Source organism: Priestia sp. FW507-14D1A (assembly GCF_058781295.1).
The window spans coordinates 54,867-77,581 of sequence record NZ_JBYSWQ010000002.1 but is presented as its reverse complement, the minus strand read 5'-3'; the positions used below and the strand labels follow the sequence as shown (position 1 = coordinate 77,581).

17 protein-coding genes are annotated in these 22,715 nt (G+C 38.0%); 15 read left to right on the top strand and 2 right to left on the bottom strand.

Going from position 1 to position 22,715, the window contains the following annotated elements:
• Positions 1-2: 2 nt before the first annotated feature.
• The 4 genes from AC3WJG_RS08850 to AC3WJG_RS08835 all read left to right on the top strand — a co-directional run bounded on the left by AC3WJG_RS08850 (position 3) and on the right by AC3WJG_RS08835 (position 6,027).
• Positions 3-866 carry an ABC transporter permease gene (locus AC3WJG_RS08850; protein WP_337133383.1) on the top strand — a complete coding sequence of 288 codons (864 nt, stop codon included), beginning with the start codon at positions 3-5 and terminating at the stop codon, positions 864-866.
• A gap of 21 nt (positions 867-887) precedes the next feature.
• The gene (locus AC3WJG_RS08845) at positions 888-1,769 is read left to right on the top strand and encodes a glycine betaine ABC transporter substrate-binding protein (protein WP_252124348.1); all 882 of its coding nucleotides are present in this window, start codon (positions 888-890) and stop codon (positions 1,767-1,769) included.
• Between the two features lie 619 nt (positions 1,770-2,388).
• Positions 2,389-5,154, top strand: a complete 2,766-nt coding sequence (locus tag AC3WJG_RS08840) for a CHASE3 domain-containing protein (RefSeq protein ID WP_337133382.1) — start codon at positions 2,389-2,391, stop codon at positions 5,152-5,154.
• A gap of 18 nt (positions 5,155-5,172) precedes the next feature.
• The gene (locus tag AC3WJG_RS08835) at positions 5,173-6,027 is read left to right on the top strand and encodes a CheR family methyltransferase (protein ID WP_013056253.1); all 855 of its coding nucleotides are present in this window, start codon (positions 5,173-5,175) and stop codon (positions 6,025-6,027) included.
• A 28-nt stretch (positions 6,028-6,055) separates the two neighbouring features.
• Here AC3WJG_RS08835 and AC3WJG_RS08830 read toward each other — a convergent pair whose 3' ends face one another.
• Together AC3WJG_RS08830 and AC3WJG_RS08825 are read right to left on the bottom strand one after the other, a co-directional pair.
• Positions 6,056-7,198 carry a fused response regulator/phosphatase gene (locus AC3WJG_RS08830; RefSeq protein ID WP_263035856.1) on the bottom strand — a complete coding sequence of 381 codons (1,143 nt, stop codon included), beginning with the start codon at positions 7,196-7,198 and terminating at the stop codon, positions 6,056-6,058.
• A gap of 186 nt (positions 7,199-7,384) precedes the next feature.
• Entirely contained in the window at positions 7,385-7,999 is a 615-nt protein-coding gene (locus AC3WJG_RS08825; protein WP_043979180.1) for a LysE family translocator, read from the bottom strand.
• A 289-nt stretch (positions 8,000-8,288) separates the two neighbouring features.
• Here AC3WJG_RS08825 and AC3WJG_RS08820 point away from each other — a divergent pair, with 289 nt between their 5' ends.
• The 11 genes from AC3WJG_RS08820 (at position 8,289) to hutP (ending at position 22,547) form a co-directional block, all read left to right on the top strand.
• The gene (locus tag AC3WJG_RS08820) at positions 8,289-9,662 is read left to right on the top strand and encodes an amino acid permease (protein WP_098248931.1); all 1,374 of its coding nucleotides are present in this window, start codon (positions 8,289-8,291) and stop codon (positions 9,660-9,662) included.
• A gap of 170 nt (positions 9,663-9,832) precedes the next feature.
• Complete coding sequence (locus AC3WJG_RS08815) at positions 9,833-10,525, top strand: Crp/Fnr family transcriptional regulator (protein WP_028408102.1); 693 nt, start codon at positions 9,833-9,835, stop codon at positions 10,523-10,525.
• Positions 10,526-10,561: 36 nt separating this feature from the next.
• Positions 10,562-11,278 carry a YjjG family noncanonical pyrimidine nucleotidase gene (locus AC3WJG_RS08810; RefSeq protein WP_028408103.1) on the top strand — a complete coding sequence of 239 codons (717 nt, stop codon included), beginning with the start codon at positions 10,562-10,564 and terminating at the stop codon, positions 11,276-11,278.
• A gap of 226 nt (positions 11,279-11,504) precedes the next feature.
• Complete coding sequence (ggt, locus tag AC3WJG_RS08805; RefSeq protein WP_028408104.1) at positions 11,505-13,193, top strand: gamma-glutamyltransferase; 1,689 nt, start codon at positions 11,505-11,507, stop codon at positions 13,191-13,193.
• Positions 13,194-13,781: 588 nt separating this feature from the next.
• On the top strand, positions 13,782-15,236 hold the full coding sequence (locus AC3WJG_RS08800) for a glycoside hydrolase family 68 protein (protein WP_028408105.1): 1,455 nt from the start codon (positions 13,782-13,784) through the stop codon (positions 15,234-15,236).
• Between the two features lie 96 nt (positions 15,237-15,332).
• Positions 15,333-16,898, top strand: a complete 1,566-nt coding sequence (locus AC3WJG_RS08795) for a glycoside hydrolase family 32 protein (RefSeq protein WP_492588136.1) — start codon at positions 15,333-15,335, stop codon at positions 16,896-16,898.
• Between the two features lie 107 nt (positions 16,899-17,005).
• Positions 17,006-17,440: a ferritin-like domain-containing protein gene (locus AC3WJG_RS08790; RefSeq protein WP_013056263.1), complete on the top strand. Its 435-nt coding sequence runs from the start codon at positions 17,006-17,008 to the stop codon at positions 17,438-17,440.
• Between the two features lie 301 nt (positions 17,441-17,741).
• Positions 17,742-19,202: an MDR family MFS transporter gene (locus AC3WJG_RS08785; RefSeq protein WP_060747529.1), complete on the top strand. Its 1,461-nt coding sequence runs from the start codon at positions 17,742-17,744 to the stop codon at positions 19,200-19,202.
• Between the two features lie 482 nt (positions 19,203-19,684).
• Positions 19,685-20,875, top strand: a complete 1,191-nt coding sequence (locus tag AC3WJG_RS08780; RefSeq protein ID WP_102813249.1) for a glycine C-acetyltransferase — start codon at positions 19,685-19,687, stop codon at positions 20,873-20,875.
• Between the two features lie 37 nt (positions 20,876-20,912).
• Positions 20,913-21,872: an L-threonine 3-dehydrogenase gene (locus AC3WJG_RS08775; RefSeq protein WP_028408109.1), complete on the top strand. Its 960-nt coding sequence runs from the start codon at positions 20,913-20,915 to the stop codon at positions 21,870-21,872.
• Positions 21,873-22,082: 210 nt separating this feature from the next.
• A complete protein-coding gene (gene hutP, locus AC3WJG_RS08770; RefSeq protein ID WP_013056267.1) occupies positions 22,083-22,547 on the top strand; it encodes a histidine utilization transcription antiterminator HutP in 465 nt (154 codons plus the stop codon).
• Positions 22,548-22,715 lie beyond the last annotated feature (168 nt).

Below are 22,715 nucleotides of genomic sequence, written 5' to 3'. Positions count from 1 at the left end.
ATATGATGGTAAATTCCGCGACGATTCCTCGCATCCCTTTAGATAAATGGGCAAATTCATTTGTTGATTACATGATTGATAGTTTTTCAGGTGTATTTACTGGAATCAACCAGATAATGACCAGCTTAATAAGCAGTCTCGAATGGGCATTGACGGCTTCTCCTCCACTAGTAACGGTCCTTGTTTTTGTTCTATTAGCGCTATGGTTAACAGATTGGAAGATAGCTGTATTTACGTGTTTTGGTTTACTTCTTATTATTAGCTTGAATTTATGGGAAGCATCGATGCTGACCTTATCTCTCGTTTTAGCTTCTACTATTATCTCACTTCTATTTGGCGTTCCTTTAGGCATATTATCACACCGCTTTAACAAAGTTGGAGCAGTGATAAAGCCCATTCTTGATATTATGCAAACAATGCCTGCTTTTGTTTACTTAATTCCGTCCGTACTTTTATTTGGATTAGGGAATGTTACAGCTCTTATTGCTACTTTTATTTTCGCAATGCCGCCTGCGGTTCGTCTGACGCTGCTTGGACTTCAGCAAGTTCCCCAAACCACTTTAGAAGCAGCAGAAGCTTTTGGAGCGACGGAATGGCAAAAATTAATTAAAGTCCAGCTGCCGCTCGCTTTGCCTATGATTATGTCGGGTGTAAACCAGGTTATTATGCTATCTCTTTCGATGGTTGTTATTTCTTCAATGGTCGGTGCAGGTGGCTTGGGTGCTGAGGTATTAAGAAGCATCAGTATGTTGGATGTAGGCTTAGGATTTATCGGTGGGATTGCGGTTGTCATTATTGCCGTTATTTTAGATCGTCTGACGCACCTTTCTACTCAAAAAAGAAAAGGTATTCAATCAAGTAAATAAAATGAATAAAGGTGGGAGTATATGAAACAATCAAAAAAATTTTCTTTTATTATGCTAACAATCGTCATTATGCTGCTTGTCTCCGCATGTGGCAATAGCAATACAGCAAGCGGCACGACGACTAAAAAAGAAATTACAATTGGATACATACCATGGGACGAAGCCGTAGCTGTTACGTTTCTATGGAAGGAATTATTAGAGGGAAAAGGTTATAAAGTTAAAGCAGTTCAAAGCGACGTAGCTCCGCTTTTCTCAGGAGTTGCTCAAGGAAACATTGATTTATTTTTGGATGTATGGATGCCGACCACCCATAGTGCTTATATGAAAAGATTTGGAAAACAAGTTGACGTGCTCGGTACTTGGTATGATCAAGCAGATAGCGGATTGGCCGTTCCCGACTACGTAGACGCGCAGTCACTAGCTGATTTAAAAAATAAGAAAGATGAGTTTAACGGAAAGATTATTAGTATTGAACCAGGATCTGGAATAAACGGCCTTACTAAAGATCATGCGATGCCAAGCTATGGGTTAACAGATTGGAATTTAGTAGAAAGCAGCACAGCCGCCATGTTATCGGAGTTAGATAAAGCCATTGCTAATAAAGAACCCATTGTTGTTACGTTATGGCGCCCCCACTGGGCTTTTGAAAAGTATAATCTTAGATACTTAAAAGATCCCAAAAATACGATGAATCCAACTGGACCTGAAAAAATACAGTCGATTAGCAAAAAGGCATTTAAAGAAGATTATCCAGAAGCAGCAAAGTGGCTGAAAGATTTTTCTATTAGTGCCGATCAACTAGCATCTTTAGAATCAGAAATTAACAGTGCAAAAGACGAAACAAAAGGTGTGAAAAACTGGATTTCTAAAAATAAAAAAGTGACGGAAAGCTGGGTGAAATAATAGATGGAAAAGAAAAGGCTGTCTCATAAGTGAAGCTATTAACTTAGAGACTGTTTTTTTGGGGGAGAACTTTTTATCTGCAGTTTTTCTAACGGATTAAGTTCGGTAAAATCTCAATAAATGAAAGTTTTTTAACCTGATATGTAAATTAAAAAAATATATTTAAATTAAAAAAAGTGGCATTGCTTTCTATTATCCAAGTACAATTTAAATAATGAATGCTTTACGTTTCGCATGTAAGTATTTATTTATACCTATGTTGTCATAATTTATGTGATTCCCCAAAGCATAAATTACTTTTCATTACCTTATTGTGTACAAAAATATTGTAAGATAGGCTCATGCTTTTAACAGCATGGGCCTATTTTTATAGACAGCTTGAAAATAGGTATTTGCAAACTGGAAAATTAATCTTTCCCTCTTGTACAATAAATATTCTTCTGTACAAAAATAGAGTGTATAATAGGAATGTTGACTTGATAGGAAAAAGAGAGAGCCTTATCAAGCAAAGGAAGATGGAGTGGAGAGTGTGTACTGAAAGTGAAATTGTCCAGCAGCAAAAATAAACATGTTTTTCGAATGCTTCTAGAAGAATATCTAGAATGAAAGTAGGAACATTATGGAAAAGAAAATGAGGTTTGGCATCAAATCCAAAATTATTGTTGGATATTTAATTGTTATTGTCTGTTTATTCATTGCATTTATTGTTTTAAACAGTCAAATTTCATCTTTGCAAAAAGAACGAAATTTTATCATTGATCATGATATTGAAGTGCATGATTTGACCAATCGAATTGAAAAACACCTGCTCGATATGGAAACCGGACAAAGGGGCTATATTATTACAGGAGAAGCGAGTTACTTAGAACCTTATAACAGCGCAGCATCAAGTTGGGAAAAAGATTATAATGCGCTGTATCAGCTTCTAAATAATAATCCAAATCAGCAGGAGAAACTGGAGAAGATTAAAGGAAGCATTCAAGACTGGATTGAAGCTGCTGGTGAACCGACCATTGCATTAAAAAAAGAAAATAATACAAAAGAGCTTCAGCAGTTTTTTGAGAAAGATCCTGGGCGCCAGTATATGGATGATATACGCAGCCAGTTTACTTCTTTTAGAAATGTAGAGAAAAAATCGACTGAAACAAGAGCAACAGAGTTAGACGAGAAAAATCAAAAAATAAAAATTGGACTTTACGGTTTGCTGTTATTTGTTACGCTTATTTCACTTGCTATCGCTATTGTTTTGTCCAATTCCATTGTGAATACGATTAAAGAAGTTACGCAAACGATCAAACGAATTACGGCTTCAAAAGGCGAGTTAAAAGGAAGAATTAAAGTTCGATCTAATGATGAAATTAAAGATTTAGGGATAGCCACGAACGCGTTGTTAGAAAATATTGAAGAGCGAAACTGGCTTCAAACGAACATTGCTCATGCTGTAACGATGTACCAAGGCATAGCATCTGTAGACAAGCTTGCGGAAAAATTTCTCTTTACGGTTTCAGAAATGACAGGAGCTTCTTTCGGAGCATTTTATGTTCGAGAGGAAAATGATAAAGGAGATCTATTCGTCAAACAAGCTGCTTTTGCAGATAGAAAAGGCGATGCGGGAAGAGAGAGCTTTTTGATAGGCCAAGGGCTCATTGGACAAGCTGCTTTAGAAAAAAGAACCCTTGTCATAAACGATGTACCTGACACGTACCAGCTCATTGCTTCAGGATTAGGAGATGTAAAACCTAAGAGTATTTTTATTGTGCCCGTCTTATTTGAAGATGAGGTAATTGCAGTTATCGAGCTGGCATCGCTGCACGAATTTACAGTTTTAGAGCAAGAACTTATTAGTCAAGTGATTGAAACGTTTGGTCTCACTATCAATGGTGTAATCAGACGGATGGAAATTGCCCGTCTATTAAAAGAATCTCAGGCGATGACAGAAGAGCTCCAGGCTCAGTCTGAAGAACTTCAAACACAATCAGAAGAACTGCAAATGCAGTCTGAAGAGCTGCGTATGATTAATGAACAGCTAGAAGAAAGAACAAAAGATGCAGAAGAAAAATCGTTTGAATTAGAGGCTGCAAAAGAAGATTTAGAAGAAAAAGCTCATCAGCTGGAATTGAATTCTCAATACAAATCTGAATTCCTTGCTAATATGTCGCACGAGCTTCGAACACCGCTTAACAGCATTCTTATTTTGTCTGAAATGCTTGAGGAAAACGCAGCTAAAACGCTATCTGAAGATGAAGAAGAATATGCTCGTATTATCCATTCTTCAGGAAAAGACTTGTTGGCATTAATCAACGATATCTTGGATTTATCAAAAGTAGAGTCTGGAAAACTAGATGTCTTGCTTGCTGAGATGAATATGAGTGAGCTTCCAGATCAAATTGAACGTAATTTCAGCCACGTTGCTGAACAGAAAGAAGTAAAATTAAAAATTAATAAAGCACAAGATGTACCGGACATCATTCACACAGATGAAAAGAGATTCCAGCAAATTGTGAAAAATCTTTTATCAAATGCATTTAAATTTACGGAATCGGGATCTGTCACAGTATCTATTCAACAAGTAGCTGACCATCGTCTTACAACAGCTATGCGTACAGTCGATACGGATTGCTGGCTAGAAATAGCTGTAGCTGATACAGGGATTGGTATACCAAAAGAAAAGCATCAGCTTATCTTTGAAGCGTTTCAGCAGGCCGATGGAGCTACGGTTCGCAAGTACGGAGGAACGGGACTTGGCTTATCTATTTGCAGTGAGTTTGCAAAATTATTGGGCGGCTGGATTTCCCTAAGCAGTGAAGTAGGAAAAGGAAGTACGTTTACACTCTATCTTCCTAGTCTCTCTAACGGTCTTGTTGACTATGAAAAAGTAAATTTTGCATATGAAGAAGTAGCAGTATCTGTAGAAGAAGCTGTAGAAGAAGCTAAACCTGAAGCAGAAATAACTGAAGTTGATCATCCTGTACAACCAGTTGAACCTTCATTACAAGATGATGAAAATGTATTTCAGGATAAGCGAGTGCTCATCGTAGATGATGACCAGCGCAACATCTTTGCCTTAAAAACTGCGCTAGCTAAACAAGGTATGACCATTATGACAGCTCATAACGGAATAGAGTGTCTTGAAATGATGAAGAATAGTGAACCATTTGATCTCATTTTAATGGATATTATGATGCCGCAAATGGACGGATATGAAGCGATGCAGAAAATTAGAGGAGAGCTAAAGCTTGTTGATTTGCCTATTATTGCATTAACCGCTAAAGCGATGAAAAATGATCGTGAAAAATGCTTGGAAGCTGGAGCATCAGATTATATCAGCAAACCTTTAGATTTAAATCAGCTGTTCTCCGTTATGCGTGTATGGCTAGTAAATTAAGCGGGGTATGAAACATAAATGGATATGAAGCACCTAGATTTAAGTGAAGACTTAGTTATGAATAAAAAAACAGATTTGGAGATTGATTTACTGCTGACGGCTATTTATCGATTAACAGGATTCGATTTCAGACAGTACGCTAAATCTTCTATCTGTCGCCGGGTCTATAATCGAATGAAAATTGAACGTATTCCAACTGTGTCTCGATTGCTAGAAAAAGCGATTCACGAAGAAGAATTTATGAATCAGCTTTTAAATGATTTTTCGATAAATGTAACAGAGATGTTTCGCGATCCAAGCTTTTTTAAAGCATTTCGCACAAAAGTGATTCCGGTATTAAAGGATTATCCGGAAATTCGCATTTGGCACGCTGGCTGTGCAACGGGTGAAGAGGTATTTTCTATGGCGATTCTTTTAGAAGAAGAAGGGTTAATGGATAAAACGGTCATTTACGCAACCGATATGAACGAAGATGTGTTAGAAAAAGCAAAACAAGGTGCCTTTTCTTTACGTAAAATGAAGTCATATACAAAAAATTATATTCAAGCCGGTGGAAAGAACGCCTTCTCAGAATATTATCAGACGGATCATCACTATGCATATTTTCATCCGTCGCTGTTAAAAAATATTATCTTTGCTCAGCATAATTTAGTCACGGATCAGTCATTTAATGAATTTCACGTCATCATTTGCCGAAACGTCCTTATTTATTTTACAGCTCAGCTGCAAAATCAAGTGTATAATTTATTTTCAGAAAGCCTGTGTGCAAAAGGATTTCTTGGGCTTGGTGATAAAGAAACGCTTCGCTTTGCTGAAGGAGCAGCTTCTTATATCGAGTTTGCAGGGAACGAGCGCATTTATCAAAAGCAATAAAAAAAGACCTCATTTATGAGGTCTTTTTTTATTGTGCTTGGGCTTGAATCATAAGCACGCACATATCATCAGGCTGATTTAACTTTTGTTCTTCTGAAAAAATTTCATTCATAAATGTCTGTGGATTTGTCCATTTTTGTTCAGTAAGCTTTTGAAGACGAAGGGCAGATTCATTTTCGCAAGGGCCCATTGATTCAAGAGCTCCGTCTGTAAATAGCAAAATTTGCACATCGTTCTCAAAGCTGACAACAGATTTCTGAACGTCCATTTCTTCAAAAAACCCTACAGGGCAGCTTCCTCGTTGAAGAGGAACAAGCGTATGTTCATCCACTAACATATAACCTTCTGGATGCCCGGCATTCACATATTCTACTGTCTTAGCTTCCGTATCAATCACTAAATAAATAGCAGTGAAATAGTAAGGGATTTCATCTTTTTCGCTGTGCAATAATTCCATGTAGCGATTCAGCTCTGTAATAACCTGCTCAGGGTCTACGAGAGACTTGATAGCTTCTCTGAGCACAGACGAAATAAACATACAAACAAGCGAGGCAGAGATGCCGTGCCCCATCATATCAAAAAGGATAATCCCGTACCGGTGCTCATCAATTTTGTGCCAATAGTACATATCACCCGCTAATTTAAAAGAAGGATAATATGAAACTTCCATTTGAATATTTTTCTCTCGTAAAGGGGGACTGAGTAAGTTTTGCTGTACGTGCGTAGCTAAATCTAACTCAGTTTGAATTTTCTTTTCATGTTCCGTGTGCCAGTCAATTTCTGCTTTAAGACGTAAGGCTACCCGCATACGAGCCAGCAGTTCCACTTTATTGATCGGCTTTGTAACGTAATCTGTTCCGCCGGCGTCTAGAGCTTCTACTAATTTGCTGCTGTCTTCTAGGGCTGTGACAAAGATAATTGGAATATGTTTTAAGCGTTCTACCTGTTGAATTCGCCTGCAGGCTTCGATTCCATCAATTTCAGGCATCATAATATCAAGTAAAATCAAATCGACCGAATTCGTTTTTGAGTTCTCATCGTCCAGGTTAAGATAGTCAAAAAGGGCATGGGCAGACGTAAGAGACACACAGTTATCGTAGCCAGCGCCTTTTAAAATTTTTTCAATCACAAATAGATTGACTTGATTGTCATCTACTAGAAGAATGGTCATGCTTTATTTCCCCTTATTATGTTTGAAGACTAATGATTGAGTATGTAGTTTTCAAGCATTTTTTATACTTTTTCTGTTTTTCTATTTATCTATTATACAGAAAACAGAGCGTTTAGGGTATTTTTTAAGATTATTCTTTTCTATTAAAAAAGTCATTCGTCCCCAGAAAAGTAGACAAATGACTTTTTATAGCAATTTGTATAACGCAAATATCCCGAAAGTCAGTACAACCGCTCCCGAAATACGATTTACCCAAATTAAGCTGTTATTCGTAAACTTCGAACGGGCAAGACTAATAGCAAAACTGAGCGAAAGCCACCAGCAGGCCGATCCTAAAAATACGCCTGCAACCATTGTCAAAGCAGAAGCAGCATCAAATGCTGATTTACTAATGCCTACACCAGAAAATACGCCAATAAAAAATAAGATCGTCATTGGATTCGTAACTGTTAAAAAAAGAACGGATGTATAAGAACGAAGTAAACCTTCTCCTTTAGCAGCGGCAGCGTGCTCCGCAGGTCGAGAACGAAAAGTTTGTACACCTAAATAACATAAAAATAATCCCCCAATCAGCTGAAGCCAAATCTTTTGGGTTAGTAAAAAGGTTGTAATGAACGTTAGGCCAAACGCAGCGATGCATCCATAAAGAGCATCTGCTGTAGCTGCTCCCAGCCCGGATACAAATCCGTGTAATCGCCCTTTAGATAACGTGCGATTGATACATAAAATACCAATGGGACCGACGGGAGCAGCAACGGAAAAACCGATCACTAACCCCTTTAGAAAATAAAATAAGTTCATCTTTTACGTTGCTCCTATGAAGTTTTTCTTTAGTATAGTACAAAAGCAATCGTGAATGAAGCCAAATTTGAGAAAGTTGTTAACACATATTTTTAGTCTGTTCGGGTACATCATAATGGTGTTATAAAAAACATCACTAGTAAATTTATTTTAATCATTAAAAAGTTCAAAAACTAAATTATTTTACACAGAAAATTAAATGTAGTAAAATAATTCACTGTTACATATATAGAAAGATCTACCACTGAAAAGTAGTCATTCGTAATGAGATGAAGAGAGGTTAGTCATCATGAGTAATCTGTTTGCAAAAAAAGATGTTAACAAGCTGTTAGAGGAAAATGCAGCAAAAGAATCAACTAAGACACTAGGGTTATTTGATGTTATTTTGATGGGAGTAGGAGCAACTATTGGGACAGGAGTTCTGGTTATAGCAGGGCTAGTTGCCGCCAGGGATGCAGGGCCCTCGGTCTCCATTTCCTTTGTTATTTCTGCAGTAGCCTGTATTCTTGTTGCGCTGTGTTATGCAGAATTTGGTTCAGCTGTTCCAAGTTCGGGAGGCGCATATACATACATATATGTTTCACTAGGAAAATTTGTAGCGCATTTGATAGGGTGGTCCATCGTAGGATGCTATACGGTATCTTTAGCTTCTGTAGCGGGCGGATGGTCATCTTATGTGAATAATGTGCTTACTGAATTTGGTATTAGACTTCCTGAATCGTTCACGGCCATACCAAGCAATGGAGGTATTATCAATCTTCCTGCAGTATTTATTGTGCTGTGCATGTCGTTTTTATTAACAAGAGGGGTAAAAGAAAGTAAAAAAATAAATAACTTAATGGTTTTAATCAAGATAGGTATTGTTCTTTTATTTGTAGCCGTGGGCGTCTTTTTTATTCATACAAATAACTGGCACCCATTTACCCCTTTTGGTGTGAAAGGAATCTTTGCAGGCGCAGCTTCCGTCTTTTTTGCTTATAACGGATTTGATGCCATTTCTACTTCGGCAGAAGAAGTGAAAAATCCGCAAAGAAACTTGCCGCTAGGTATTTTGATTGCACTGAGTGTTTGTGCAGTCATTTACGTAGTAATTGCATTAGTATTAACAGGAATGGTTTCTTATAAAGAGCTAAACGTAGGCGATGCGTTGTCATATGCGCTCAATAGCGTAGGACAAGAATGGGCAGCGCTCATTGTATCTATAGGAGCGGTTATTGGTATTATGGCCGTCGTATTTGCTTATTTGTTTGTCGTGCCTCGCATACTGATGTCAATGAGCCATGATGGATTATTGCCGTCTCTTTTTGCGAAAGTAAACCGAAAAAACAGTGAACCTGTCATATCCACATGGCTTGTCGGGGCGTTAGGCGCGATCGTAGCTGGTTTTGTTGATTTAAAACAGCTGGCAGATTTAGCGAATATGCTGGCGATCGTCACGTTTGCTGCCGTTTCATTTTCGATTTTGGCTCTGCGAAAAAGTCAGCCTAATTTAAAACGCGGTTTCAAAGTACCTTTTGTACCATTTATTCCGATTATTGCTATTCTTTGCTGTATCTTTCTCATGTTCAACTTATCAATGAAAACGTGGATGTATTCAATCGGCTGGATGCTGATTGGCGTCTTTATTTACGTTGGATACGCCAGAAAGAACAAGAGCGCTTAACAAAAAGACTCTAAGCGAACAAGCTAGAGTCTTTTTTGTGTATATATTTCTCTTGAAAGTGATCTATGAACATAACGTAAAAATTAAAACTTTATTTGAGACATATGTCCTTTTTATTTTAGGAAGTGTTATTGTTTAATAAAAGAAACCGTTATGATGGAGAGGAAAACATGAGGGAAATTACGAGTGAAAAACAGCTGATGGAGTATATAAATACTTATAAATTAGAGTCGGTTTTCAAAAAAGAGTTACTACCGCATTTGTCACTGTATGATGTCGAGGCAGGGGAACGTCTTTGTTCTCAAGGAGATGCGTCTCACTGTTTGTACATATTGATGAAAGGCAAGGTTAAAGTTTATACCATATCGCCCGAAGGCAAGACACTTGTTCTTTCCTTTAAACAGCCTCTTGAAGTAATAGGCGATATTGAGTATGTACAAGATGTTGAGATTATGAATACGGTTGAAGCCGTTTCACCTTTAGTTGTTATCGGCATACCATACAAACGATTAAAACAGCATGCGAGCAATGATCCACAGCTGCTGACGTTTTTACTGGAAATGCTCACAAAAAAGTTTTGCGCAAAATCGAACTCGCTAAGCTTTAATTTAATGTACCCAGTGGAAGTGCGGCTGGCTAGTTACTTGCTCTCTATTTTTTGTGAAGAATCGCATTTGGTTATGAATCAAAAAACAGAAAGCTTAAAAGATATAGCTAATTTAATCGGAACGACTTACCGGCATTTAAATCGTGTTCTTCAAAAATTTGTAGCGCAAGGAGTTATTGAAAAAAAGAAAGGCTCCATTATTCTCAAAGATAAGGAAAAACTGAGCTGTCTAGCAAACGACAATATATACGAGTAGAAAAAGTAATAGATTAGTTGAAGGGGAGAGAGAAGAATGAAAACATACCGAACGCTGCTATTTGACATTGATAATACGCTTTTAGATTTTAACGCAGCCGAAGAGCAGGCTTTACAGCTTCTTTTTGCTAACCACGATATTCCGCTGACTGAGGAAAGCAAAAAACGTTATAGTTTAATTAACCAGGGGTTATGGACAGCTTTTGAAGAGAATAAAATAAGCCGTGAGCAAGTTGTAAATACCCGCTTTTCTACTCTATGTAAAGAATATGGAATAGAAAAAGACGGAAAGCTACTTGAAGCAGAGTACCGAACGTATTTGAATAATGGCCATCAGCTAATTGACGGAGCAATTGAGGTAATTAAAAAACTGAGCAGGTACTATGATTTGTACGTTGTTACAAACGGAGTCTCGGCTACACAGTATAAGCGCCTTCAAGACTCAGGCCTATATCCTTATTTTAAAGAAGTATTTGTTTCAGAAGATACAGGTTTTCAAAAACCTATGAAGGAATATTTTGATTATGTTTTTTCACATATAGAAGAGCTGTCCGTACATAAAACATTAATTGTCGGAGATTCTTTGAGTGCAGATATTCAAGGCGGGCAGCTAGCCGGTATTGATACATGCTGGTTTAATCCTCAGGCAAAAAAGAACGATACAAAGTGGGTGTCAACCTACGAAATAGGAAGACTTCAAGAGCTTTATGACTTGCTGAACGTAAGTAATGAAGCAGCTTCATTACAAGTGTAAAATATATAATAAAAGAAACAAAAAAACACCAGTCCTTTCCTCTGAATAAAAAGGCTGGTGTTTTTTATTTTATGGCTTTTGAGAGCTTAAAAATAACTCTAGGGATATCGGTCTATGAACGTGATTACTAAGGTAATCAATACATATTTAAACAGTTTTATCTCAAAAGCAATAGGGTATTTTAACAATATCCCAGATAAAGTAAGTAACTAGGAGGTCGTAAAAGATGATTAACGGAAAAAGCTTATCTCGTTCAGGAAAGAGTTCATATAGAAGAGAAACAGCGGTTGGAAAAACAGGAATGGTAGCCAGTGCTCATCCAATTGCAACAGACGCCGGAGAACAAGTGCTAAGAGCTGGAGGCAACGCAATTGATGCAGCAATTGCCGTTCAGTTTGGGCTCAACGTCGGAGAACCGATGATGACCGGTATTGGAGGCAGCGGCTTTTTTATGGTGTATCACAATGAAAGCAAAACAACTAAAATTTTTGATGGGCATTCTCAGGCTCCTAAAGCAGCTTATCCTGAAATGTTTCTTGATGAAAATAAAGAAGTTATTCCGTTTAGAAAGCGTTCTACTCATGCAACGGCAATTGGAATTCCAGGGATTTTAAAGGCGATGGAAGCAGCTCGTAAAGAGTATGGAACAAAACCCCTTGCTGAATTGATTGAACCGGCTGCCAAAGCAGCAGAAGCAGGTGTGGAAACAAACTGGGTTCTTGGAGATATTTTAAAAACATACGCTTACCGACTAGGAGAACATGCTAAGCAGCTATATTCTCCAAACGGCAAGCCTATGCAAGAAGGAGATATGATTAATAAAAAAGATCTTGCTAAAACATTTCGTATTCTTCAAGAAAAAGGTATCGAGGCTTTTTATGAAGGTGAAATTGCAGAAGCCATTATTTCAACGATCAAAGAGCACGGCGGTTTTATGGAACTGTCGGATTTGAAAGAATACCAGATTAAGATCGATGAGCCCGTGTGGGGAGATTATAAAGGATACCGAATTGCTTCTTCCAACATGCCTAGTGCAGGAGGAACCACCGTGCTGCAAATCTTAAAGCTATTAGAGGACTTTGATGTGTCTCAATACGACGTGAAATCTTGGGAAAAGTATTATTTGTTTGCAGAGGCTATGCGCATTGCATTTTCAGATAAAATTGCATTCTCTGGAGATCCAGCCTACAGTGACATTCCACTAAAAGGGCTTTTAAATGACGAATATATAAAGGAACGTCAAAAATTAATTAATTGGAAACATAAAAATGAGAAAGTTGATTTTGGCAACCCGTGGGATTATGAGAAAGGCCAAAAAGTGAACGTTGTGCGTCAGCCTTATGAACCTGAACGTGAGCTTAGTGAAACAACTCACTTCACCGTAGTTGACCGCTGGGGTAATATTGTCGCTTGTACATCAACTGTGGAACATCCTTTTGGTACAGGAATTATGGTTAAAGACCATGGGTTTTTACTCAACAACGAGCTTACTGATTTTGATGCTATTCCTGGAGGATTAAATCAAGCAGATGCAGGAAAGCGTCCGGTTAGCTGTAAAAGTCCAACCATCGTTTTTAAAGATAGCGAACCTGTACTCACTCTAGGTTCTCCAGGCGGACCAACGATTGTAGGGTCTGTGTTTCAAACACTTATGAATGTCTTAGACTATGGAATGGATATAAAAGAAGCGATTGAAGAACCAAGAATTTTTAATAGTACAGGATCACTTATCGGTTGGGAAGCCGGAGTGGATATGAATGCCAAAGGAGAGCTAGAAGCCATGGGATTTAATTTTGGAGATGAGCCATTCCCAATCGGAAATGTTCAAGGGATTCAAATCGATAAAGAAAACGGCCGTTTATTTGGAGCAGCTGATTCCAGCCGTGAAGGAAAAGCAACTGGCTTAGACTCTTAATAGTTAAAAAATGCATTGTACGCCCTCTCTTTTGTAAAAAGAGAGGGCGTACAATGCATTAAAAAAGATAAAAATGAGTAGGTAAAAAGAAGGAATATTTTTTTCTGAAAACATACTTTAGACCTTTATTATTATCAGCCTAATCTTCAGAAAGGAAAAAGAATAGAACGTTTTCATGTCCGGCTAATAAAAAAAAAGGTAGTGATTTTTTAAGAGATTAATGAAAACAGAATGGTCGGAAAGTATAAAAAACGGAATAGCGTTTTCAATGCTGGAAAGATAAAGTGTTTAATCATGTAGAAGTATAAAACGAAACGTCTGGAAATCGTGGTTTGAAATGTAAAAAAAGCCGTACACTTTCGTTGGGAAAACGGTTACATAAAAAGGGCTCTTACACGTAAACTTTGGTCCTAGTTACAGCTCAATGAAAAAGATAAAAATGAGAAATAGCTACATTTGGCATGTTTGACTTTCGTCATTTATCCAAGTAATCTTTTGGTTGAACGGAACCGGTTCTGTTTTCGGATTTTTGATAGCTAATTGAATTAATAAATTTATATTCTTTACTAACACAAAAGGAGAAAACATATGAAAATGAAACGAGTTGCTAAGCATACAACTGCTGCTACATTGGCTGCAGCCCTACTAGTAGGTGGAGGATATCAAACATTTGCTAAAGGAAATGACAGTAAAGACTTTAATAATAGCTACGGCATTTCGCATATTACTCGCGATAATATGGTGAAAATTCCACAGCAGCAAAACAGTGATCAGTTTAAAGTTCCTGCTTTTAATGAATCAACTATTAAAAACATTGCTTCTGCTAAAGGAAAAGATGCATCAGGAAATACAATTGACTTAGATGTATGGGACAGCTGGCCATTACAAAATGCTGATGGAACAGTGGCGACTTATCATGGATATCAAATTGTGTTTGCCCTAGCAGGTGACCCAAAAGATTCGAATGACACGTCTGTTTATCTTTTCTATAAAAAAGCTGGAGACAAATCTATTGACAGCTGGAAAAACGCTGGAAGAGTGTTTAAAGACAGCGATAAATTCGTTCCGAATGACCCGCATCTTAAAAATCAAACACAAGAATGGTCTGGTTCTGCCACGTTAACAAAAGATGGTAAAGTTCGTTTATTCTATACGGATTATTCAGGTAAACAATACGGAAAACAAACGTTAACGACAGCTCAAGTGAACATGTCTCAGCCAGACGATACTACGTTAAAAGTTGACGGAGTAGAAGATTACAAGTCAATCTTTGATGGCGACGGAAAGATTTATCAAACGGTTCAGCAGTTTATTGATGAAGGCGGGTATGACACAGGAGATAACCATACGCTAAGAGATCCTCACTACATAGAAGACAACGGACATAAGTACCTTGTTTTCGAAGCGAACACTGGAACAGAAGATGGCTACCAAGGCGAAGACTCTTTATATAACAGAGCATACTATGGAGGAAACAATCCTTTCTTCCAATCTGAAAAGAAAAAGCTTCTTGAAGGATCTAATAAAGAAAAAGCTTCTTTAGCAAATGGGGCTTTAGGCATTATTGAGTTAAATGACGACTATACGCTTAAAAAAGTAATGAAGCCGCTTATTACATCAAACACAGTTACAGACGAAATTGAACGTGCAAACATCTTCAAAAAAGATGGAAAATGGTATTTGTTCACCGATTCTCGCGGATCTAAAATGACGATTGATGGAATCGGACAAGATGATGTGTATATGCTAGGCTATGTTTCAAATACGTTAACAGGAAAATATAAGCCTTTAAATGATACAGGATTAGTTCTTCATATGGATTTAGATCCTAATGATAAAACATTTACGTATTCTCACTTTGCTGTACCGCAAACAAAAGGCGATAATGTCGTTATTACAAGCTACATGACAAATAGAGGCTTTTATGAAGACAACCACTCTACATTTGCACCAAGCTTCTTAGTGAACATTGACGGTTCAAAAACATCTGTTGTAAAAGATAGTGTTCTTGAGCAAGGTCAGTTAACAGTAGATGAAGACTGAGGGCTTTGCAATAGCAACAAAAGAAAATGGTGATTGTAATCACCATTTTCTTTTGTTTTATTCGATGTAGACAAAAAAGAGAAAGGTGGGGTTTGTTTGAAGAAAAAAGGTGCTTATAAATGGATAGCGCTTGCCGTTCTTTTAGTTGTAATAGCCGGACTCATTATAGCAGCCGTATCCAAAAAAGAGGATACAAAAGACCAAGGAAAAGAAAAAGAGAATAAAAGTGAATCCACTTATCGCCCAGTGTATCACTTCAGCACGCCTGATAAATGGAAAAATGATCCCCAAAAGCCCATTTATTTTGACGGGAAATATCATTACTATTACTTATACAATCATGATTATCCTAAAGGGAACGGGACGGAATGGCGACATGCAACGTCTAAAGATTTGGTTCATTGGAAAGATGAAGGAGTAGCTATTCCAAAGTATACAAATAAAAATGGCGATATATGGTCCGGATCGGTTGTAGAAGATAAAGAGAACACAGCAGGCTTTGGTAAAGGCGCAATTGTAGCGATTATGACTCAGCCTTCTGCCGATGGACAAAAGCAAGAACAGTATTTATGGTATAGTACCGATAGAGGAAAAACCTTTAAATCATATAGCAAAAATCCTATCATGCCTAATCCAGGCACCAAAGATTTTAGAGATCCCAAAGTCATATGGGATAATGAACATGACAAGTGGGTTCTCGTCATGTCAGAAGGTGAAAAAATCGGATTTTATGAATCTTCTAATCTAAAGGATTGGACATATACGGGAGGATTTGTAACTAAAGATATTGGCATTACCGAATGTCCAGACCTTTTTCAAATGAAGGCAGATGACGGGACAGTTAAGTGGGTTCTCGGGACAAGTGCAAATGGAAAAGAAAGCGGAAAGCCAAACACTTATGCTTATTGGACAGGAAATTACGATGGAACAACATTCACTCCCGATCTGGACGAGCCGCAATGGCTCGATCATGGCTTCGATTGGTACGGAGCAGTCACGTTTGAAGACGGTAAAAATAAAGGTTCCTTAAAAAAACGCTACGCTTTTGCATGGATGAACAACTGGGATTATCCAGATAAGACGCCAACGATGAAAGAAGGGTTTAACGGCTTCGATTCAGTAACCCGTGAAATTACGCTTTCAAAACAAGACGACAATCAGTACAGCCTGTTATCAAAGCCTGTCGAAGAATTAAATCAGCTAACTGATTCAACAAACTCTTTTGAGCAAGTAGAAGTGAATGGAGAGAAAAAGTTAAAGATAAAAGGTGAGGCTTATCAGCTTGATACAGATATTTCATGGTCAGATGCAGAAAATGTAGGCTTACGACTTCGAGAGTCCGCCGATCAAAAGCGGCACATTGATGTGGGTATTTTTGCAAAAGATAACGTCTCATATGTGAACAGAAGCTATAGCAATCAGCCTGATCAAAGCAAAAAGTATGTGGAAAGCCGTGATTACTTTGATGCAGGCAAGAAAAATGTTCATTTGAAGATATTAGTAGATAAAACAAGCATTGAAGTCTTTGTTGATGATGGAAAAACCGTGCATTCTAGCGAAATGTTTCCGCGTCACAACGACCAAGGAATTACGCTTTTCTCTCAAGGAGGAACGTCTCTCTTTAAAAATATAGAAATCAAACATTTTCGTTCCATTCAGTAATTTCCCTACTTTTAAAAAGAAGGAGCAGAATATCGCCTTATTGTGGTTTAGGACTAGGCAGAAAGGGTACATGTCTACTAACAGCAAATGAAAGGGTGTTTATTCAAATGGAAGAGAAAATGAGACAACTAATAGAGGGACTTAATACCGATTTAGCGGGTGAATATTCGGCGGTTATTCAGTACACTTACTATGCGTCTACAGTAACCGGCCTAGAATATCAAATTTTAAAACCTTTCTTTGAAGGAGAAATTCCTGACGAGCAAGGACACGCCCTTTATTTATCGGAAAAAATCAAAAACCTTGGCGGTGAGCCAACAACAAAGCCGGCTGAGGTGAAGCACGTTTCAAACGTGACGGAAATGCTTAAAGAAGCGAGCAAGGCTGAAAAAGAAACTATCCAGCGCTACGAAGAGCGTAAAAAACAAGCGGAAGAGTTAGGGTTAACAGAGCTTGTTGTAAAGCTTGAAGATATGATTGCAGATGAAACAAATCATATGGAAGAAATGGAACGTTTATTAAAAGATCCCCGACTAAGTTAATCATACAAATTACAAAAAAGCATCCCGTACCAGGTGTTACGGGGTGCTTTTTTGTAATTTGAAAAGGAAATAAAACATCATGTACGCATGTTTCTATCAATGTGAGGAAAGTCATATTTTTGAAATTATCTATCGCTTTGAAAAAATTTATAGTAAAATAATTATTTGGCTGCATATGGCAGCAACTATATGCGGGGCATCACATACATATAAAGGCTAAAAGGGTATACGTATATTGAAACCGCTTTTATGTTTTAGAAGAAAAACCATGGTATGCCCGCAGTTGCAAGGAGAGAGAAAGATGAGAAAACGAATCATGACAGCGCTGCTGCTTGTCACTGTTTTAGCTGCAATGGAAGGAACCATTGTCAGTACGGCTGTTCCAAGAATTACAAGTGATTTGTCGGGCATTGAGCTAGTTAGCTGGGTATATGCCATTTATATGCTGACAACTGCTGTATCTACACCTATATACGGAAAGTTAGCGGATCTATTCGGCCGCAAAAAAGTGATGCTTGTTGGAATCATTATTTTCTTAATCGGATCGATACTTTGCGGACTTAGCTTTTCGATGCAGCAATTAATTGTCTATAGAGCTATCCAAGGGCTGGGCGCCGGGGTCGTTATGCCGCTTACAATGATTATTATTGGCGACTTGTATGAAGAAGCAAAAGAAAGAGCCAAAGCGCAAGGATGGATTAGCGCAGTTTGGGGAGTTGCGGGAGTTCTCGGACCTCTTCTTGGGGGATTCTTAGTGGATACGCTGTCTTGGCGCTATATTTTCTTTTTGAATATACCGTTTGGACTAATGGCTTTTTTTGTTCTTTTAGTAAACTATAAAGAAGAAGTGGTAAAAGAAAAACGCTATATCGATTATATTGGAGCGGTGACGTTTTCAGTGGGAACAATTGCGTTTTTATATGCCCTTTTAACCGGAAGTCAGCATCAAAACTGGGGAGATCCGACCATTATAGGGTTATTTGTTCTAGCTGTTCTGACATTCATTGGCTTTATTTATATAGAAAAGAAATCGCCCGAACCTCTTATCCCGCTTGAACTGTTTTCCATTCGAAGTGTATCTGTTATAAACTTATTAACACTTCTTGTCGGATCAGTAGTTATTAGTATTACGGTCTACCTTCCAATTTGGAGTCAAGGAGTGCTGGGGAAAAGTGCAACCGCTGCTGGTTTTGTATTAATGCCTATGCCAGTATGCTGGACGATTGGTTCACTGCTTTCAGGGAATTTAGTAGGGCGTCTTAAAACGCACTCCATCCTTACGCTGGGCACGGCCATTGTAAGTACGGCTTGTTTTATGCTGTTTTTAGTTTCCACCCACTCACCCGTATTTTTAATTTATGTAGCCGTTGGGGTCCTTGGGTTAGGAATGGGTATTATTACGCCTATTTTTATGCTGGTTATTCAATCAGCGGTCCCGGCTAGCAAAAGAGGAGTAGCGGTGGCTCTTAATACGTTTACAAATACATTTAGTCAAACGCTAGGTTCTGCGGTGTTTGGTACAATCTTTAACTTAGTGACACTTTCACAAGCAAAGAAATTAGGGCAAGAAAATTTAAATGCTTCGTTTGAGACAGGCGGAGTACCAGCAGAAGAACTGTCAAAGCTGCATGAAATTCTTGCATCAGGTGTTCACATTATTTACAGTGGAACATTTTTAGCTGCATTACTAAGCTTTGCTGTTTCATGCTTCCTAGTAAAAACAAGACATGAAAAAATAAAAAATATATCTGTGCAAAAGTAACGAAAGAGGCTGAAACACAAATATTTTAGTTGAAGGACAATCCGAACGAGTTTGATTAGGAATCAAACTCGTTCGGATTTTTTTATAGGTATGGTGAATGTAGCTTTCACATATCTAGCTGCTTTTAGCTGTTGATTGGATTGATTTCGTTATATATCAGTTTCTTCTTTTAAAAAAATATCAAAGAAAGAAAAAAGATATTGTCTGATAACGTTCCCGCAAACTTATTCATAATAAGAAGGATTTTTATCAATGCAGAAAATTTTTTATTTTTTGTTTTTTTAGTATGGACATTTACCTAGTTGTTGATTATTATGAATTCTATAAGCATTGAATTTTAAGCGCTTTCAAGAGAAACATTTGTCTTTCTCAGGAATACACTTGATTTTTAACTCATATACTGTAAGTGCTTAGATGAATCTTTTAATGGGGAAAAGAGAAGTTTATAAGACGTGTTGAACAACAATGAGGGGGTATGGAAGATGACAAGCAGACGTTTAAAAGAATTCTTGAATAATAATTTAGAAGATTTAAAAGATAAAGGATTATACAATGTCATTAATCCGGTAGAGGGGCCCAATGGACCTGTGATTCAAATTGAGGGAAAGCAATTAATTAATTTATCATCCAACAATTATTTGGGGCTTGCTACAGACAAGAGGCTTATTAACGCGTGCAACGAAGCCACTGAAAAATACGGAGTAGGGGCTGGAGCTGTCCGAACGATTAATGGAACTCTAGATATTCATATTAAGCTAGAGGAAAAGCTAGCCGAGTTTAAGCATACAGAAGCAGCTATAGCTTATCAGTCTGGGTTTAACTGTAATATGGCAGCCATCTCCGCGGTTATGGATAAACATGATGCGATTTTATCAGATGAGCTGAATCACGCTTCAATTATTGACGGATGCCGGCTATCAAAAGCAAAAATTATTCCTTTTAAGCATTCAGATATGGAAGATCTTCGTGCAAAGGCAGGCGAAGCACAAAAATCCGGTTTATATAATAAAATAATGGTAATTACCGATGGTGTATTCTCAATGGATGGAGACATTGCTATGCTTCCGGAAATTGTAGAAATCGCAGAGGAATTTGACTTAATCACATACGTAGATGATGCTCACGGGTCGGGCGTATTAGGGAACGGCATGGGCACAGTTAAACATTTTGGCTTATCTGAAAAAGTAGACTTCCAGATTGGAACATTATCAAAAGCGATTGGAGCTGTAGGTGGGTACGTAGCCGGAAAAAAAGACTTAATCGACTGGTTAAAAGTAAGAAGCCGTCCGTTTTTGTTTTCGACTGCTATTACACCAGGCACGGCTGCTGCCTGTATGAAAGCAATTGAAATCCTAAGCACAAGTACAGAGCTGCAGCAGCAAATGTGGGAAAACAGTCGGTATTTAAAGCAAGGATTAAAAGAACTAGGCTTTAACATTGGAGAAAGTGAAACACCTATCACTCCGTGCATCATAGGAGATGAAAACCAAACCCAGATTTTTAGTAAGAGGTTAATAGAAGAAGGGGTATACGCTAAATCAATTGTTTTCCCAACCGTTCCAAGAGGGACAGGACGCGTTCGCAATATGCCGACGGCTGCTCATACGAAAGAAATGTTAGATGAAGCACTTCGTATCTACAAAAAAGTAGGCAAGGAAATGAAATTAATCTAAACGTTGAATCTAGGCAGTACACGAGGAGGATATTGACATGAAAAAAGTATTAATAACGGGTTCTTTAGGGCAAATCGGTTCTGAGTTAACGGCGAAAATGAGAGAGATATATGGTTCAGAAAATATTATTGCCACCGATATTCGCAAAACGACGAGCGATGTCGTGACTTCAGGTCCATTCGAGATTTTAGATGTAACGGATCAGACTGCGTTATTTACGATCGCTAAAAAGCATAAAGTTGATACGATTATTCACTTGGCTGCGCTGTTATCAGCGACAGCCGAGCAAAAACCGCTTCTAGCTTGGAATCTAAATATGGGCGGATTAGTAAACGCGCTCGAAGTAGCACGCGAGCTTCAGTGTCAATTTTTCACTCCAAGTTCAATTGGTGCATTTGGTCCAACGACTCCAAAAGACTGGACGCCGCAGGATACAATTCAACGTCCTACCACGATGTATGGTGTTAATAAAGTAGCGGGTGAATTACTTTGCGATTACTACCACCATAAATTCGGAGTAGATACACGAGGGCTGCGTTTTCCAGGCTTAATTTCATACGTAACGCCTCCAGGTGGAGGAACAACGGACTACGCTGTTGAAATTTATTATGAAGCCGTTAAGCATAAGCGATATACCTCTTACATTGACAAAGGAACATATATGGATATGATGTATATGCCTGATGCATTAAATGCTGTTATCCAACTAATGGAAGCTGACGGTTCTAAGCTGAAACACCGAAATTCATTTAACGTTTCTGCCATGAGCTTTGATCCAGAACAAATGGCGACTGAAATCAGAAAAACGATTCCGGAATTTGTGCTGAATTATCAAGTAGATCCTGTTCGACAAGCAATTGCGGAAAGCTGGCCTAACCATATAGATTCCAGCTGTGCAATAGAAGAGTGGGGGTTTAAAACAGAATATAACCTAGAAAAAATGACGAGAGAGATGCTGGGAAAGTTAAAAGTTGAATCACAGCTTGTCTTAACGTAAGTAGAGAAAAATGATTTCTTCCTTAAAATTAAAGTAAGCGCTTACTGAAAGGTAGGTTACTTGTTTATGCAAGTTCTACTTCGTAACAGTGGTGGACAGTACACATAGATCTCCTAATCCTTTAAGTGAGCGCTCGTTCGTTGAATAATCAGCACCTTTGTAAGTACCGTCTGTTAAAATAATAAGGGGATAGAAGGGAGGGAATGACAGTTGAGCAATAAATTTCAACAAGTTAATGATTTTTCAATGGGAAGATTAACATCTTTACTCGTTCTTTTACATAATACGGAACTAGCTGAAGGTATTGAAAAGGAAATTAATGAGAGAGGATACAGCTACACAGTAGGAAAAGTCGGAGCGATGGAGCTGTCTAAAGTCGTGGCGGCAATTGAAACGAGCGCCAAGACAAACAAAATTATTAATGCCCAGTCGTACCGGGAAGTTCACGCTCTTTATCATGCTATACTTGAAGCCATTCAAGGAGTTAGTCGAGGAACGCTGCAGCTGGGTGATATTTTACGGACGGTAGGACTCACATTTTCAATCGTGCGCGGAAAAATTGAGTTTTCAGGATCAAGCGACGAATGGATTAGCGTTTGTGTGTATGGAACGATAGGTGCGCCTAAAAAAGGCTTTGAACATGATACATTAGGCTTTGGTTTTAACCACATTTAAAAAATAATGAACGAAATAGTACGAATGTAAAAAGTGAGAGATGTACATAGCTGCTTTAAAGAAGATATTTTTCTTATTGAAAGGTTCTGTGCGGCGTGTTAACATAATAATTAATATAATAACTGCCTTTAAGACGGTCCAGAGAGGCCGAAAAGGACGGATCACTCA